This is a genomic window from Pseudomonas neustonica, from assembly GCF_003797945.1.
In the GTDB taxonomy this organism is placed as follows: Bacteria; Pseudomonadota; Gammaproteobacteria; order Pseudomonadales; family Pseudomonadaceae; genus Halopseudomonas; species Halopseudomonas neustonica.
Window position 1 is genome coordinate 1 of the sequence record NZ_RKKU01000019.1, and the last position, 15,835, is coordinate 15,835.

A 15,835-nucleotide genomic window follows, 5' to 3' on the forward strand; every position below is an offset into this window, starting at 1 on the left:
GGGGCCGTGTGTCCGGACAACAGGAATTGATCGATTATTGATCAGTCACGGCCGCCAATGAGCGGTAATGGCGGTAACCCGCACAGTCTGCGAGACTTGCTGGGGACCTATGAGAAATCCGGGCTAGCGCTGCTTACCGGCTTGCCATGGGCAGATGGAGGGCGTCGTCGTCTACTTGCAAGGCATAGCCGGTGTCGGCAGGAGCAAGCAGTTGTCGCTGCTGCGTCTGGCTGACGATGGCGGATTGGTAGACAGGTGACGACTCGCCACGGGTAATAATCGCGGTTAGTGACTCCGGCGCCTGTAGCAGGTAGTTGCCAGCATCGCTGCCTTCGAGCGAGGCGCTTACGGTGACACTGTGCTCGCCCGGCTCAGCGCTGACAAAAGCGCCATCGAGCTTAAGCACAACGTCGTCACCGCTGATGGTACCGTTGAGAATGCCTTCAATAACTGCCGCGAGTGTGCCGTCGAATAACTTGTTTTTGGCCGCTATGTTAACGGTGACAACCTTGCGACCGATGTCTGCGGTGGTGCTGCTGTTGGTGCTGGTCAGCAGGTAGTTGCCTGCGTCGTCGCCAGTCAGGGAGCCCGTTACGGCCACCTGTTTGCCATCGCCAGCGTTCTTGTTGGCAAAGGCACCTGTGGTGTTGAACTGCAGATCATCGCCGCTGATCATGCCATCGAGCGTGCCGTGGGTATTGGCGTAAGTGCTGCCGTCGTAGCTCTTGCTGTCGGCTGTGATGTTGCCGGTGATTGCCTTGCGCTCGATAGTCAGGGTGCCGTCGACGAAGGTCAGTTCGTAGTTACCGTCGCTGCCACTGGCGGTCAGCGTGTAGCTACCGGCATTAGTGCCTTTACCGCCGCTGGTGGTGACGCCGGTGAGCACACTTTCAGTCTCGCCGTTTACCAGGCCTGTGGCGGTAAAACCGCTGCCGCTCTGCTCTGTGCCGTTGTAGGTGGTGGTACCGCTGTTGGCGGTGACGGTAGCTGCGGCTTTATTGATGGTCAGTGTGCCGTCGACGAAGGTCAGCTCGTAGTTGCCGTCGCTGCCGCTGGCAGTCAGCGTATAGCTGCCAGCGTTGGTGCCTTTACCGCCGCTGGTGCTGACGCCGCTAAGCACGCTGGCAACTTCGTTATTGACCAGCCCGTCGACGGTAAAGCCGTTGACGCTCTGCTCGGTACCGTTGTAAGTGGTGGTACCGCTGTTAGCGGTGACGGTAGCTGCGGCCTTGTTGATGGTCAGGGTGCCGTCAACAAAGGTCAGCTCATAATTGCCGTCAGTACCGCTGGCGGTGAGGATATAGCTACCGGCGTTAGTGCCTGTACCGCCGCTGGTGGTGACGCCGCTTAGCACGCCGGCACCCTCGCTGTTAACCAGCCCGTCGACGGTAAAGCCGTTGACGCTCTGCTCGGTGCCGTTATAAGTGGTGGTACCGCTGTTGGCGGTGACGGTAGCTGCGGCTTTATTGATGGTCAGGGTGCCATCGACGAAGGTCAGCTCGTAGTTATCGCTGGTACCGCCGCCGACTTTGAATACATAGCTACCGGCGTTGGTGCCTTTGCCTCCGCTGGTAGTGACGCCGCTAAGTACGCTTTCATCCTCATCGTTGACCAACCCATCGACGGTAAAGCCACTGACGCCCTGCTCGGAGCCGTTGTAGGTGGTGGTGTTGCTGTTGGCGGTGACGGTGGCTTTGGCTTTGTTGATGGTCAGGGTGCCGTCGACAAAGGTCAGCTCGTAATTGCCGTCGGTACCGCTGGCTGTCAGCGTATAGCTGCCAGCGTTGGTGCCTTTGCCGCCGCTGGTAGTCACGCCGGTGAGCACGCTGGCATCTTCGTCATTGACCAGCCCGCCCACGGTAAAGCCGCTGACGCTCTGCTCGGTACCGTTGTAGGTGACCTGATCGCTATTGGCGGTGACAGTGGCCTGAGCCTTGTTGATGGTCAGGGTGCCGTTGCTGACGCTGAGGTCGTAGCCCTGTTGTGTCGAGTAGAGCCCACCAAGGTCGAGTTCGTAGGTGCCGGCGTTGCGCTTGCCTACGATGTCGTTGCCCAGTACCTGCTCCGAGTTGTATTCAGCGCTCGGGATCCAGTTGCCGGTCTGAACCTTACCGTTGTAGGTTACCGTCGTGTCGCCCCCGTCAAGGCTCAGCGCGGTGAGAAAGCTGCGTAGCAGCGGGGTGCTGTAACCATCATAGATTCGCCATCCGCTGCCGGTGCCTCCTTCGGCATCGATCGATGTGCCCCAGCTGTTGAAGCTGTCGAGATCCATCATCTCAGCGCTGGTCAGACCGGTCGTGCCCTCACTGGAGCCCGAGCCAACGCCCGCCAACTGGGGGGTTGTGTCTTGATTGAAAAATGACAAGGTGATGCCAGCCTCACTCAAACCGACCAAGCCCCCTGCGTCGCTGGTGTTAGCCTGAACTGTACCGGTGGCGTAGGCTCTACTAATACTTAAGGAGTCATTGTTGTATCGGGCGCGATGTTGACCTATCAGCCCCCCAACATAACTGTTGCCAGTTACGTTGCCTGTTGCATAGGCATAAGTGACTTTCAAGGAGTTCCAGCCGATCAGTCCCCCAACCGAATTGCCCGAGCCGATGACTTCACCTGTGGCGTAGGAGTTGGAGAGTTCGTAATCACCGGGCATGCCTCCCGCGAAGCTGCCGAGCAGCCCCCCTACCTCGTGGTGGCCTCTAACCGTGCCGGAGGCATAATTTCCGTAGTGCGTGTTGCCTGAACGCCCAACCAAGCCGCCAACCTCGTTCTGTCCGGTGACATCACCCAATGCGAAGGAATTACTGATTACGCTTCCTCCAGCCACCCCTGCCAGCCCGCCGACTGCGCTGCCAGTGGAGCTGACGGTAACGTCGGTCCAGGAATCGCGTATGGTTGGCGCATATGTGGTGCTACCAATCAGTCCACCCACTCGATCACCATGACCCGTGACCGTGCCGGTCGCATAGCTCTGATAGGTATTGGCGGCGCTGTATCCTGCAAGAGCCCCTACATAAGTTCTTCCGGTAATGTTTACATTTTCCAGCCCAACGCCACTGATGCCTGAGCCCCGTTCGGTGTAACCAAACAGCCCTACTGCGACTGCTGTTGGCCGAAAAATATAGAGGTCCCGAATGACATGGCCTTGGCCAGAGAGGCTCCCTCCAAATCTATTGTGTTGCTCACCGATCGGGGAAAAGCCGGCCCCTCCATGCCAGTTTATGGTTCCGCTGGCATCCATATCGTTGGCCAAGGCAAAGTCCGTGTGGAGTAGGGTGTGAGACGCAATACCCTGCACACCATAAATATCGGTTAGTTGATAGGGGTCGTTGGACGCCCCACTTCCTCCGAGAGCGCGGATAAAGGTGGAGTATGCTAATGAGGTGTAAAAGATGCCGGTATTAAAGTCAGGTAGTTCGGGCCCGAGTTGCTTCCAGGTACCCTTCAAGAGTGCAAAACTGGCGGTATCGATCGCTCCATCGGCGGTGACCAGATTTACTGCATCCAAGCGTAGATGGCCATTACTGGCAGTAATGGCTTTGTTGATATGCAGATTACGATAGGATCTCAACTCGAGAGTAGTCGCTGCATCCCAGCTGATTTCGCCATTCACGTGCATGTCACCGTGCTCTTCCCCCTCGCTGAAGGGAATCAGCGTGACATTGTTGTCTTCCAGGTTGGCGCTAAGGGTTGCAGCACCAATGCCGCTGTCGGTTTTCGGGTCATTGCTGTCGGTAACGTAAAAATCGGTCGGGTCGATCAGCCATTCGCCGGTGGTGCCATTGTTGGCTTTGGTGGTGACCCGTGTGCCATCGGCAATCTTTACGTGGGCGCCGGAGGTGTCGATAAAGCCGCCGTCGCCGCTGTCCGGGGCAGAGGCATCCAGCGTGCCGGCGACATTGACGGTACCGCCGTTAAAGCCGCCCTTTAGTACGATGGTGCCGCTCTGGTTGTCCAGGGTTTGTGCTTCGATGATGCCGGTGTTGTTGACCACGGTTTGCAGCAGGGCATCGGTGGCGCTGGCGGTCATCACTACCTGGCCGCCGTTGGCGCGGATCAGTTGGTGGTTCTCGACCAGTGCATCAATGGCGCTTTCATCCACGGTGACGTTGAGCAGGCCATCGCCGGCAAAATCCAGGCTCACCTTGTCGCCTGCAGCCAGTGCCACGTTGCCTTGGTTGGCCTGAATGATCCCCTGGTTACTGACCTGGCCACCGAGCAGGGCAACGGTACCGTTGTCGGCCTTGAGGCTGCCGCGGTTGATCACGGCGGCGTTGTTGCCGTCACCCTGAAACTGGTAATTGCCGTCGTTAAAGTCCTGATCAGACAGGCTCAGGGTTGAGGCCACCAGCGCACCCACGTTGACCGCCGCCCCCTCGCCAAACAACACCCCGTTGGGGTTGACCAGAAAGACCTTGCCGTTGGCATTGAGGTTGCCGTAGATCGCCGAGGCGTCTTCACCAATCACCCGGTTCAGCGCCACCGAGTTGCTGCCCGGCTGGTGGAAATTGACCGTATTACCCGCACCAATATCGAAGCTGTCCCAGTTGGTGATCAGCTTGTCGCTGTTCTGCTGCACGTTCAGGCTGTTGCCATCCTGGCTGATGCTGCCGGAGCCACCGACGATGTTGCCGCCGGTGGGCAGGTCTGCGGCGTGCAGGTGGGCGGCGCTCAGGCTGATGGCGATGGCCAAAGCAGTGGGGGCGAAGTTGGGGCGTTTGGATGAACTGCTCATGTGAAATCCCTTTGGTGTTTAACCGGCCGCTGCGAGGCGCAGCGGCGCTATTCCGTAAGTCATAGAGGTCGGGCAGGTTTAGCGACTTGCCATGGGCAGATGCAGTGCATCGTCGTCGACGTCAAGCTGATAGCCCGTGTCTTTCGGTGCACTGAGTCCGCGCTGCTCTTGTGGCTGACTGTCGATAGCGGACTGGTAATCAGCGCTCTGCACAAAGCCCCGCATGTTGGCCGTTACTGAGTCCGGGGCGACCAGTTGGTAGTTGCCTGCGTCATCGCCGGTCAGTGAGGCATCCACCAGAACGCGGTTCTCGTCCGGCGTGAGGCTGGCGAACAGGCCACTGAGCTGTAACGCGACGTCATCACCACTGATGGTGCCGTTGAGCACGCCTTCCAGCGTCGCGGCCAGAGAGCCGTCGAACAGCTTGTCCAGGGCGCGGACGTCGGCGGTGATGATCTTGCGGTCAATATTGGCCGTGGCGCTGCTGTTGGTAGTCAGCACATAGTTGCCGGCGTCACCGCCACCGAGTGAGCCGCTGACGGTGACCTGTTTGCCATCGCCGGCGGTCTTGTTGGCAAAGGCGCCTGCGGTGTTGAACTGCAGATCATCGCCGCTGATGACACCGTCCAGGGTGCCGTGGGTGTTGGCGTAGGTGCTGCCGTCGTAGGTCTTGCCGTCGGCGGTGATGCTGCCGGTGATAGCCTTGCGTTCGATGGTCAGGGTGCCGTCGACGAAGGTCAACTCGTAGTTATCGGCGCTGCCACCACCGACCGTGAGTACATAGCTACCAGCATTGGTACCTTTGCCGCCGCTTGTGGTTACCCCGGTCAGTACGCTTTGATCTTCGCCGTTAACCAAGCCGTCGACAGTGAAGCCATCAACACTCTGCTCGGTGCCGTTATAAGTGGTGGTGCCGCTGTTGGCGGTGACGGTGGCTTGGGCTTTGTTGATGGTCAGGGTGCCGCCACCGCTGGTGATCAGGTCGTAGCCCTGTTGGTCGGAGTACAGGCCGCCCATGTCGAGGGCGTAGTTGCCGGCATTTTTGCCACCGATGGGCTGACCGTAAACGCGATCAGCATCGTACTCGCCTGTGGCGCTCCAGCTGCCGCTCTGCTCGGTGCCATCATAAGTGGTGGTGGTGTTTTCACCGGCCACGTGCAGGGCGGTTAGAAAACGGCGCAGCAGCGGCGTCGCGTTACCTTCATACAGGCGCCAAATAGCGCCGGTGCCGCCCTCGGCGTCAATGTCGCTGCCCCATGTAATGAAGGTATCCAGTTGGGCCATCTCGGCCCAGCTTCGGCCCCCAAAATCAAGGCCAACAGTATCCAGCGCGTTGCCGTCGCGGTCGGTGTTGGCGTAGTACACATTGGTAAACACGCCTTGCGTCGCGCTGCCAACCAGCCCCGCTGCGGTGTCATTGATAATGACCGTGCTGTAACTGTTGCTGATGGCCCCATCCAGCATACCCACCAGTCCGCCAGCGGACCCCGATGCGGGATCAACGGTGACCTTGATGGTGCCGGTGGCATAGCTGTTGTCGACGCTGCTGGTGCCACGTGTCCGGGTTGCTGAGTCGTAAATGCCCGGGCCTTGGGAGCCGACCAGACCACCGGCGATGGAGAATGCTTCAATATCCGTTGCGGCGTAGCTTTCAGTAATGTTGCCCTGGCTTGAGCCAGCCAGGCCGCCAACCACAAAGTCACCACCCACGCGGCCGGTGGCAAAGACACCATCAAGGATTCCAAGGCTTTTGCCAACCAGAGCGCCGACAAAAGACTGGCCCTGAATGTTGACGTTGCTCAGCCCAAGGTTACGGATCTGGCTGTCGGCCGTGGTATATCCAAACAGCCCCACTCCGAGCTGGTCCGCACGCTTAATGGTCAGCCCGTCGACGATGTACCCCATGCCGTCCAACTGACCGCTGAAGCTGTTATTCGATACGCCCAGCGGATCAAACCCCGCGCCGCCGTTCCAGCTGGCGGTTGCGCTGGCATCAATGTGGTTGCCCAGCAGATAGTTCGCTGACAGGTTGTCGCGCACCGCCTGCAGCTGCTCGGCGTTCTGGATCACGGTGTAGAGTGCCGGGCGGTTAGTGGCGTCGATGGTGCCGGTGGGCAGGTCGTTTTTATTGAACACCCGGTTGCCGGCCAGAGCGCGCAGGTAGGGGGTGGTTTGATTGTCGGCATTGGCCCAGACGCCGTCAAAATCAAAGCCTTCAAGGTTGCTGGCTTCGAACATCTGTGCGGTAGTCAGCCCGGTCGCGCCGCTGTTGACGCCAGCGCCACTGGCTGTGGCAGCGCTGTTGGTATCGCTGTTCCAGTAGCTATTGCTAATGTAATAGCCGTTATTTCTGCCAATCAACGCGCCCACGATGGCATCGCCTGTGACGTTGCCGGTTGCGTAGCTTCTGTTAATCCCGCCATAGCTGATTTGGCCGGCGAGGCCGCCAACTGCGGTTGCTCCGCTAACATTGCCAGTGGCGTAGCTGTCGTAGATCGAACCAAAGATGCTTCCCACCAGCCCGCCGGTGCTGTCAGTCCAGGGGCCAGAACTACTGACGTTGCCGGTAGCAAGGCTTGTGTAGATTGATCCGGTCATGCCTCCGACGAGTCCGCCAACGTAGGTGCCATCGCCGACGACGTCCGCCGTTGCGTAGCTGTTGTGGATGTTACCGGTAAGTGAACCGACCAGCCCGCCTTTGTACTCGCCGGCGGTGCCTGCGAGGGAGCCGGTGAAGTAGCTGTCACGAATGGTGCCGCTGAAGTGGCCAGCCAATCCGGCCACCCTTGTATAGCGGCCGGTCACGGTCCCGGTGACATAGCTGTTGCTGATCTCGCCAGTCGCTGACAGCGGCGTCCCGCCGTTGTAGCCATAGCCAACTATCCCCGCGACGTAACTGTTGCCGTCGATGGAGACGTTGGTGAGCCCGATGTTGCTGATTGCACTGTTGGACGTGGCGCCAAATAGTCCGATGTTGTTCGAGTAGCGTCGGTAAATCGTTAGCCCATCTATCACATGGCCTTGCCCATCCAGCGAGCCCGTGAAGTAGGTCCCCAGAGTGCCAATTGGCAAGTAGCCCGCTCCGGCATTCCAGTTCGCTGTGCCGCTGGCGTCAATATCGTTGACCAGCACAAGGTGGCTATCCAGCAGGGAATGGGAAGCGAAGCCCTGCACGCCGTATATGTCAGTCAGTTGATACGGACTCGACGCTGCGCCGTCGCCGCCAAGAGCACGAATAAAGCTGGCATTGGCGGTGTTGAGGCGGAAGTCCCCGGCTGAGAAATTGGCAAGACTGCTGCCCAACTGGCTCCAGGCGCCGCGTTGCAGATTAAAGGTGTCGACGTTGACCGCGCCGTCGGCGCTGATCGCACCAACTGCGTCGAGGGTCAGGCCGCCGTTGGTGGCGGTGATGGCTTGGTTGATATGGATATCGTTGTGGGCTTTCAGGCTGAGGGTGTGGTCGGCATTCCAGCTCACTGCGGCATCGACGTGTATATCGCCAGCGTCGGTTCCCGCTTCAATGGTCGCCAGGGTAATGTTGTTGTCTTCCAGATTGGCGCTGAGGGTGGCAGCACCAATGCCGCTGTCGGTCAGGGCGTCGCTGCCGGCGCTGATGGTGAAGTCGGTCGGGTCGATCAGCCATTCGCCGGTGCTGCCGTTGTTGGCTTTGGTGGTGACCTGGGTGCCGCCGGCGATTTTGACGTGGGCACCGGAGGTGTCGATAAAACCGCCGTCGCCGCTGTCCGGGGCTGAGGCATCCAGCGTGCCGGCGACATTGACCGTGCCGCCGTTAAAGCCACCCTTGAGCACGATGGTGCCGCTCTGGTTGTCCAGGGTTTGTGCTTCGATGATGCCGGTGTTGTTGACCACGGTTTGCAGCAGGGCATCGGTGGCGCTGGCGGTCATCACTACCTGGCCGCCGTTGGCGCGGATCAGTTGGTGGTTCTCGACCAGTGCATCAATGGCGCTTTCATCCACGGTGACGTTGAGCAGGCCATCGCCGGCAAAATCCAGGCTCACCTTGTCGCCTGCAGCCAGTGCCACGTTGCCTTGGTTGGCCTGAATGATCCCCTGGTTACTGACCTGGCCACCGAGCAGGGCAACGGTACCGTTGTCGGCCTTGAGGCTGCCGCGGTTGATCACGGCGGCGTTGTTGCCGTCACCCTGAAACTGGTAATTGCCGTTGTTAAAGTCTTCATCACTGAGACTCAAGGTCGAGGCCACCAGCGCACCGACGTTGACCGCCGCACCCTGACCAAACAACACGCCGTTGGGGTTGACCAGAAAGACCTTGCCGTTGGCGTTGAGGTTGCCGTAGATCGCCGAGGCGTCTTCACCAATCACCCGGTTCAACGCTACCGAGTTGCTGCCCGGCTGGTAGAAGTTGACAGTGTTGCCCGCGCCAATATCAAAGCTGTCCCAGTTGGTGATCAGCTTGTCACTGTTCTGCTGCACGTTCAGGCTGTTGCCATCCTGGCTGATGCTGCCGGAGCCACCGACGATGTTGCCGCCGGTGGGCAGGTCTGCGGCGTGCAGACTGGCCGAGATCAGGCTGATGGCAATGGCCAGTGCGGTGGGGGTGAACGGATGCTTTGTGTGGGCCATGGGACTTTCCTGTCTGACGGTGATCGCGAGATGCTGTTTTCGGGCTCAGGTACGTGAGGGGCTTAGAACATCCATTGCACTTGGCCCCAGAAATAAACGTCTTCCGGTTCGTCACTGACAGCCTCTTCATTGTCCAGAGACGTGGCGGCGATTGCGCTGACCTGCCATTGACGGTGCGGTTGCCAGTAGGCGGATACGCCGGCTCCCTTCAGATTGCGGTGGCGGTCGCCAAAAGCCAGAGGGTCTTTGTTGTAGGTAATACCGCCGGCTTCAAGAAAGGTGCCCAGTTGCCACTGGCTATTGAGGGCATAGCGCAGTTCGGTGCTGGCGAGCCAGCCTTCATCACCCGATGCTTCACCCTGCGGGAAGGCGCGGATGCCGTAGGCTCCGCCCAGGCTGATTTTTTCCGCTGAGTCCAGGTTGCCGTCCGCCAGTTGGCCGCGCAGGTTGAGGTTGAGGGACAGGCGCGGGGTCAGGCGCTGCTGACGTAGCAGTGCCAGGTTGACTTTATGGTAGCGGCCTTCGGTGCCGTAAAAGTCGGAGGCTTGGGCGTAGGGGGTATCCAGAGATAGTTCGCCGTGGGTCCAGCTCAGCCGATAGCTGTTGGCACTGCCGCCAAGTACCTCATCGCGCCAGTAGCCATTAACAAGGTCAAGGGTAACGCTGCGTAAGGTTTTCTCGCTGGTTAGCCCGAGCTGCTCATCTTCCAGATCGCGGTAGCGCCATTCGATCCGGCTGGATACGCCCCAACTGCGTTGTTGCCACCAATTCTGGCTGGCAAACACGCTGCCGGTGGTGGCTTTACCCTTGGCGTTTAGGCTGTCGAAGTCCTTGCCCAGTTCGTACTCCAGCCAGGACAGGCTAGCACCGACACGGGTATTCCAGGGGCCAACCGGGAGTTCGTACTGGGTGCTGAGGAAGTGCTGGTCACCATCGGATACGAGCGCCTGCAACTGTAGCGAGTCGCCCAGACCAAGTGGGTTGGCGACGGAGAGGCCGCCGTTCAGACGGTACTCGCCATTGTAGGTGTTGCCGTAGTTATCGAGCGACAGCTGTCCGCTTAGCGCGGGCTGGTCAGTGACCTCGATGTGCAGGGCGCTAGTGCCGACGGCCTCTCCACGTGACAGCTGTGAACTGACTTGTGTGCCGGGCAGCGCATCGAGGTTCATCAGCGCATTTTCCAGCGTACCAGCGCGCACGCCGTCTCCGCTATTTAGGCGGCGTGTTGCGTTGATCATAAGCCGGTCTGGCAGCGTGCTCTGGTTGCTCAGGTCAACCTGGTCGTAGTTGCCTTCGACCACCTGAATCAGTAGGTAGCCATCATCGATTTCTTGGGGTGGCAATATGGCTCTTGCCAGTAGCCATTCGTGTTGGCGGTACCAGGCTGTGATGCGGTCGGCGGCTTGCTGTAGCTGCGAAAGTGTCAGCGCCTGGCCGGACAGATCGAGCAAAACGGCTGCCAGTTGCTCATCACTGAATGCGCTGTTGCCGGTAAAACGAAAACCGATGATATCGACGGTATCGCCACCCTGGACCTGTTGTTCGGCAGGTGGTGGCGTTAGGCTTGGGGTGTCTGCCGGTGGCTCTGGTGGCAGATCTAGCGGGCGAATCTCTAAGTCTCGTAGCGCGCCGCCGGCACTTTCGGCGGCTTGTAACGGTGTTGCTGCGATACATGAAAACAGCCATACGACCTGCAAACTTGATACTGCGACCAGTTTTTTCACGGTTTCCCTTCCCCTTTGATGCGGTGTGCAAATTCAGTGGGGGAGGAGCGTAACAATGCGCTTGTTGGTGGGCCTCCACTCAGCGCCACACCGGGTAAGTATTTACGCGGCGGGGGGGGGAGTGGTGGAAGGTGCTAGGGGCGGGCTTTCGCCGCGGGGTCGCGGGCTTCGCTAGGCGTTAAACCAAAGCGGCGCTTGAATGCGCGGTAGAACCAGGAAGGGTTGTTGAAACCGGCATCGTAGAGAATAGCGGATACGGTCTTGTGGGCGTGGGTCGGGCTACTCAACGCGTGAAAAACGCGGTCCAGGCGCAGCTCCAGCACGTAATCGGTGTAGCTTTGTCCTTCCTGCTCAAACATAGCGCGGATATAGCCGGGTGATACGCCGTGTCGTTTTGCCACCCAGTCAAGCGAGGTGTTGCTACGCCAGGCGTTTATCATCAGGTCGGCTTTAACGGCGCGCAGCCGTGCCTGCTTTAGTCCGCGTTGGCGCGCGAGTATTTCTACGTCGCGCGGAGCGCCTACCGAGATAGCCGCCAGGTCCAGTAGCCGGTTGGTATCACCCAGAATATCGCCTTCTTCGGCATCTTGATTCTGGATCAGTTCGATTGCACATTGCGCCAGATGAACAAAGGTTTCCTTGGCAAGAAGAGGGGATTTACTTTTGCGTTCAAGATCGACTACGAGTGGTCCGAGTAATGCTCGCGAGAAAGAGATGTTAAGCATGTAGGTTTTATTGCCCTGGAAGACAATCGTGCCCGGCCGGTCGTTAAAACCAAAACAACCTGCGCCGGGAGGGCACTCGATCTCGCCAACCCCGTCGAGCTCTGAAAGCCATGATGCCCGTCCAGCTGGGTTTATCAGCAGCGAAAAATCGTCATTGCCATCCTGCAGTTGTCGCGAGCTACGATTGACGATCAGCGGCGAGCTTTCTACCATCGCGATAGAGACGCCGGGCAAAAGGCGTAGTCGGGTTTCTATATTGGGCGCTTTACCTTTCTCAGTGGCGATCTCGATGTTGGCCATCGCTGCGTATATGTCCTGAGCAGCTTCCATACGCTCTGCCAATGGGTAGTCTTGGGTGGAGAACCTGATGTAGGCCATTGCCGGTTATCTCTATGACTGCTGCTGCACACCCCGCTGTATATGCAGCACTGTTGTTTTTTTGGGCACTGTCGTCGTATTACGGCTACTTCGCTATTCAGGGTTGCTCTGCTACCCGTGCTGCGTCCAAGCGAGCGAGCGAGGTTCGGCTCCAGCTAATCAGCTCGCGTGCCAGCTCGTCTGACGCTGCGCCCAGGCCGGCTACCACTGCGGGTACCTCAGGGCTATCAAGTTCGCGTGTCAGTTGAAAGTGCCTGGCGGCGATGACCTGACGGCTGGTGGGATCTACCAGTTTGGCATCCAGCGTAACGGCTATCTCCGGTACACCATCAACGTAGCGTGTCTGAAATTGACGCAGGTCGCTGTACAGGTGGACGTCTGCTTGCAGCGCATGGCTTTCGTTGCTGACTGTGCGAAAGCTGCCGTCCTGCTGAAATGCCTGGATCAGATGCTCGCGCATGAGCGCGGTGTTGGGGTCGCTCCAGCGTGCACCTTCATAGCTATTGATGGTGTTTTCATCAGGGCTAACCATGATGCGCGGTGTTTGCAAGGCATAGCTGGCATCTGGCGTGGTGATGCGCAATGACAGCCGCATTGGTTGCGCTTGATTAGGCTCCAGCTGCGGTGTGGGCAGTTGGTAGAACGTAGTCGGGGCCGATTCTGGCAGTACCGAGCAGGCGCTCGCCAGGCTGAGTGCCAGCAGGGCGGCGCCAATCTGCACAACGCGACGCTGGATCATGGTTGAAACTCCTGTTTGTTATCGCGCCCAAGCAAAAAGCGGGCGGGGTCATCCTGTAGTCGACGGGTTAGCAGGCGCAGCTCGGAGAGGGTTGAGCGTAGCTCATTGATGGCAGGATCAAGCTGCCCCAAGCCCTGCATGCCGCTGGAAAAAGAGGCCTGGTTGTCGACCAGTATTTGCTCGAGTGTGGCGCTGGACTTGGCGACTGATGCCATAGCCTCTTCAGCGCTACTGAGCGTTTGCGCGCCCTGGTTAGTTACCAGTCGATCGGCATTGGCAATCAGTGTATTGCTTTGCTCCAGCGCCGCCTTCGCCGCACGGCTGGTCTCTTTCAGCTCGACCAGGAGTTGCTGCAGGTTGCCATCCGGGTTGCTGATGCTGTCAGTAGCCTGATGCAGCCCCTCCAGCGTCTGGCTGAGATGCTGTACGTTTTCTTCCGAGAAGATGTCGCGCGCATTGATGATCAACTTGTTGATATTGGTCATCAGATCTTCGCCGTTCGCCAGCAGACTGGCAAAGGGCGAGGGTTTGGCGTAAATCACCGGATCTTCGCCGTTCTTGCTTTGCAAGGGCGGGCTGCTTGGGTCGTCATGGCTGAGCTCGATGACCGAGTTGCCGGTGATGCCGGTGAACGACAGACTGGCAACAGTACTTTCCTTGATCGGCACGCTGGGATCGATGCGGATGCGTGCGCGCACCTTGCGTGGGTCTTCCTTGTCGAGTGTGAGCTCGGTGATGTCGCCAATACGGATGCCGCTGAATTGCACCGCGCTGCCGCGCGAGAGGCCGGTCACCGCCTGCTTGAAGAGTACGGTGTAGTAGCGGTACTCGCTGCTGGTGCTGGAGCTGCTCATCCAGATAGCAAAACTGATGGCTGCCAGTGCTGAAAGCACTGTGAAAAAGCCGATCAGCACGTGATGGGCACGGGTTTCCATGATCTAGTTAGGCTCCGGGTTAAGGGCGTGTTGACCTGATGCGGCGCGGCCTCTGGGGCCATGAAAGTAAGCTTGAATCCATTCATTGTCGGTGTTGCTGACGGTCTGCAAATCGTCAGCTACCAGCACGCGCTTTTGCGATAGTACCGCAACGCGGTCACAGATGGCGTAGAGGGTGTCGAGGTCATGGGTAACCAGAAAAACACTCAAGCCCAGTGCGTCGCGCAGGGTCGCGATCAATTGATCAAAGGCTGCTGCACCAATGGGGTCAAGGCCTGCTGTGGGCTCGTCGAGAAACAGAATGTCGGGGTCGAGCGCCAACGCACGCGCTAGTGCGGCGCGTTTAACCATGCCGCCAGACAGCATTGAGGGATATTTATCGCCTGCTTCGGGAGGCAAGCCGGTCAGCGCTACTTTCATCTTTGCCAGATGCTCGGCATCGTCGCGGCTAAGCCCGGCATGCTCGATCAGCGGTAGCGCGATGTTTTCCAGTACGGTCAGCGATGAGAACAGCGCGCCGCCCTGAAAGAGCACGCCAAAGCGCCTTTCCATTTCTGAGCGCTGCTCGGTTGACAGGTTTTCTAGCTCCTTGCCAAACACCCTGACAGAGCCACCGGTAGGGCGGCGCAGGCCGACTATGGAGCGCAGCAGTACCGATTTGCCGGTGCCGGAGCCGCCCACCACGCCGATAATTTCGCGCGGAAAGATGTCGAGATCCAGCTGGTCATGAATCGTTTGGCTGCCAAAGCGGTTAACAAGCCCGCGCACGGAGACCAGTGGCTGCTGCTGTTTATCAGTTTTTTCGCTCACCAGCCCATCTCCATGTAAAACAGCGCCGCCAGAGCATCAACCAGGATGACCACAAAAATGCATTGCACTACGCTGGAGGTCGTATGTTCGCCGACTGACTCAGCGCTGCCGCTGACCTTGAAGCCTTCCATGCAGCCGATCACCGCAATCAAAAAGGCAAAGATGGGTGCCTTGGCGATACCCAGCAAGAAATGCCTAACCTCAACATTCTGATGCAGCATGCTGACATACATGGTGGGCGATATATCCAGCGACAAGGCGCAGACCATAGCGCCACCGAATAGACCTGAGAGCATGGCAATAAAGGTCAGTACGGGCATGGCTACCATTAGCGCCAGAACACGAGGCAGTACCAGGATTTCCAGCGGATTGAGTCCTAGCGCTCGAATCGCATCTATCTCTTCATTGGCTTTCATCGAGCCGATCTGCGCAGTAAAGGCGCTGGCGGTGCGACCAGCCATCAAAATGGCTGTCAGCAATACGCCGAACTCGCGCAAAAAAGAAAAGGCAATCAGGTCAACGGTATAAATGCTGGCCCCAAAGGACTCAAGAACGGTGGCGCCCAGAAAGGCAATGACAGCGCCCACCATAAAGGTGAGCAGCGCCACTATGGGAATGGCATTGAAGGCCGTCTGCTCAATCTGCGCAACGATAGCGGTAATCCGCCAATTGCCCGGGCGCACCAGGTTTCGAGCGAGCGCGCTTAACGTCAGTCCAATAAAGCCGAGCAAGTCGATCAGGTGGGCATAAAAGCCAAGCATGGATACGCCGATTTGCTCTAGAAGAGCAATTATCAGCCCAGGTTCGGTTTTTTGGTTGTCGGTGCTTTCAGGACAGCTACTGGCGATACGCTGCAAAAGGGTGCGGCGCTCGCGTGCCATGTCGGGACTGTTGTCGCTGACCTGCTTGAGCTGTTCTGCCCCGAGCAGCTCAGCCAGCAGCTGGCCGCCCGCTGTGTCCAGTCCTGCCAATTGACTCATATCCACTTGGGTAAAGTTCTGCCGCTGCTTTTCCGGTATTTGCCCGATCAGCGTGCGTAGTTCCGCGTAGTGTTTAAGAGTCCAGTCGCCGGAAATACGTAAGATGTCCGACGGGTCTTTGGGTAGTGTCAGGAATGGGGGCTGGGTTGAGGGCATAGGTGGCATGGGGTGAGTTGCCCGCGCTCAGACGTTCACGCGGGCGGATTG

The 15,835-nt window shown here is 58.7% G+C and carries 8 protein-coding genes; all 8 read right to left on the reverse strand.

Features of this window, described 5'->3' with window-relative positions; translation table 11 throughout:
* Positions 1-133: 133 nt before the first annotated feature.
* The 8 genes from EF096_RS13860 to EF096_RS13895 all read right to left on the reverse strand — a co-directional run bounded on the left by EF096_RS13860 (position 134) and on the right by EF096_RS13895 (position 15,784).
* Positions 134-4,732, reverse strand: coding sequence for an MBG domain-containing protein (locus EF096_RS13860; RefSeq protein ID WP_123890383.1), 4,599 nt, complete (start codon positions 4,730-4,732; stop codon positions 134-136).
* A gap of 78 nt (positions 4,733-4,810) precedes the next feature.
* A complete protein-coding gene (locus EF096_RS13865; RefSeq protein WP_123890385.1) occupies positions 4,811-9,337 on the reverse strand; it encodes a two-partner secretion domain-containing protein in 4,527 nt (1,508 codons plus the stop codon).
* Between the two features lie 62 nt (positions 9,338-9,399).
* Entirely contained in the window at positions 9,400-11,061 is a 1,662-nt protein-coding gene (locus EF096_RS13870) for a ShlB/FhaC/HecB family hemolysin secretion/activation protein (protein ID WP_158611285.1), read from the reverse strand.
* 134 nt (positions 11,062-11,195) lie between these two features.
* Entirely contained in the window at positions 11,196-12,164 is a 969-nt protein-coding gene (locus tag EF096_RS13875) for a helix-turn-helix transcriptional regulator (RefSeq protein ID WP_123890389.1), read from the reverse strand.
* 97 nt (positions 12,165-12,261) lie between these two features.
* Positions 12,262-12,903 (reverse strand): ABC-type transport auxiliary lipoprotein family protein, encoded by a 642-nt coding sequence (locus EF096_RS13880; protein WP_123890391.1) that lies wholly within the window; start codon positions 12,901-12,903, stop codon positions 12,262-12,264.
* The gene (locus EF096_RS13885) at positions 12,900-13,838 is read right to left on the reverse strand and encodes an MlaD family protein (RefSeq protein WP_123890392.1); all 939 of its coding nucleotides are present in this window, start codon (positions 13,836-13,838) and stop codon (positions 12,900-12,902) included. The genes EF096_RS13880 and EF096_RS13885 overlap by 4 nt, the downstream gene beginning before the upstream one ends.
* A 3-nt stretch (positions 13,839-13,841) precedes the next feature.
* Positions 13,842-14,648 carry an ABC transporter ATP-binding protein gene (locus EF096_RS13890; protein WP_123890394.1) on the reverse strand — a complete coding sequence of 269 codons (807 nt, stop codon included), beginning with the start codon at positions 14,646-14,648 and terminating at the stop codon, positions 13,842-13,844.
* Positions 14,645-15,784 carry an MlaE family ABC transporter permease gene (locus EF096_RS13895; RefSeq protein ID WP_123890466.1) on the reverse strand — a complete coding sequence of 380 codons (1,140 nt, stop codon included), beginning with the start codon at positions 15,782-15,784 and terminating at the stop codon, positions 14,645-14,647. The genes EF096_RS13890 and EF096_RS13895 overlap by 4 nt, the downstream gene beginning before the upstream one ends.
* Between the last annotated feature and the right edge of the window lie 51 nt (positions 15,785-15,835).

Excerpts from the sequence above, each read along its gene's own strand:
- EF096_RS13865 (WP_123890385.1), bottom strand. The coding sequence starts at position 9,337 with ATGGCCCACACAAAGCATCCGTTCACCCCCACCGCACTGGCCATTGCC.
- EF096_RS13875 (WP_123890389.1), bottom strand. The coding sequence starts at position 12,164 with ATGGCCTACATCAGGTTCTCCACCCAAGACTACCCATTGGCAGAGCGT.
- EF096_RS13880 (WP_123890391.1), bottom strand. The coding sequence starts at position 12,903 with ATGATCCAGCGTCGCGTTGTGCAGATTGGCGCCGCCCTGCTGGCACTC.
- EF096_RS13885 (WP_123890392.1), bottom strand. The coding sequence starts at position 13,838 with ATGGAAACCCGTGCCCATCACGTGCTGATCGGCTTTTTCACAGTGCTT.
- EF096_RS13895 (WP_123890466.1), bottom strand. The coding sequence starts at position 15,784 with ATGCCCTCAACCCAGCCCCCATTCCTGACACTACCCAAAGACCCGTCG.
- EF096_RS13860 (WP_123890383.1), bottom strand. The coding sequence starts at position 4,732 with ATGAGCAGTTCATCCAAACGCCCCAACTTCGCCCCCACTGCTTTGGCC.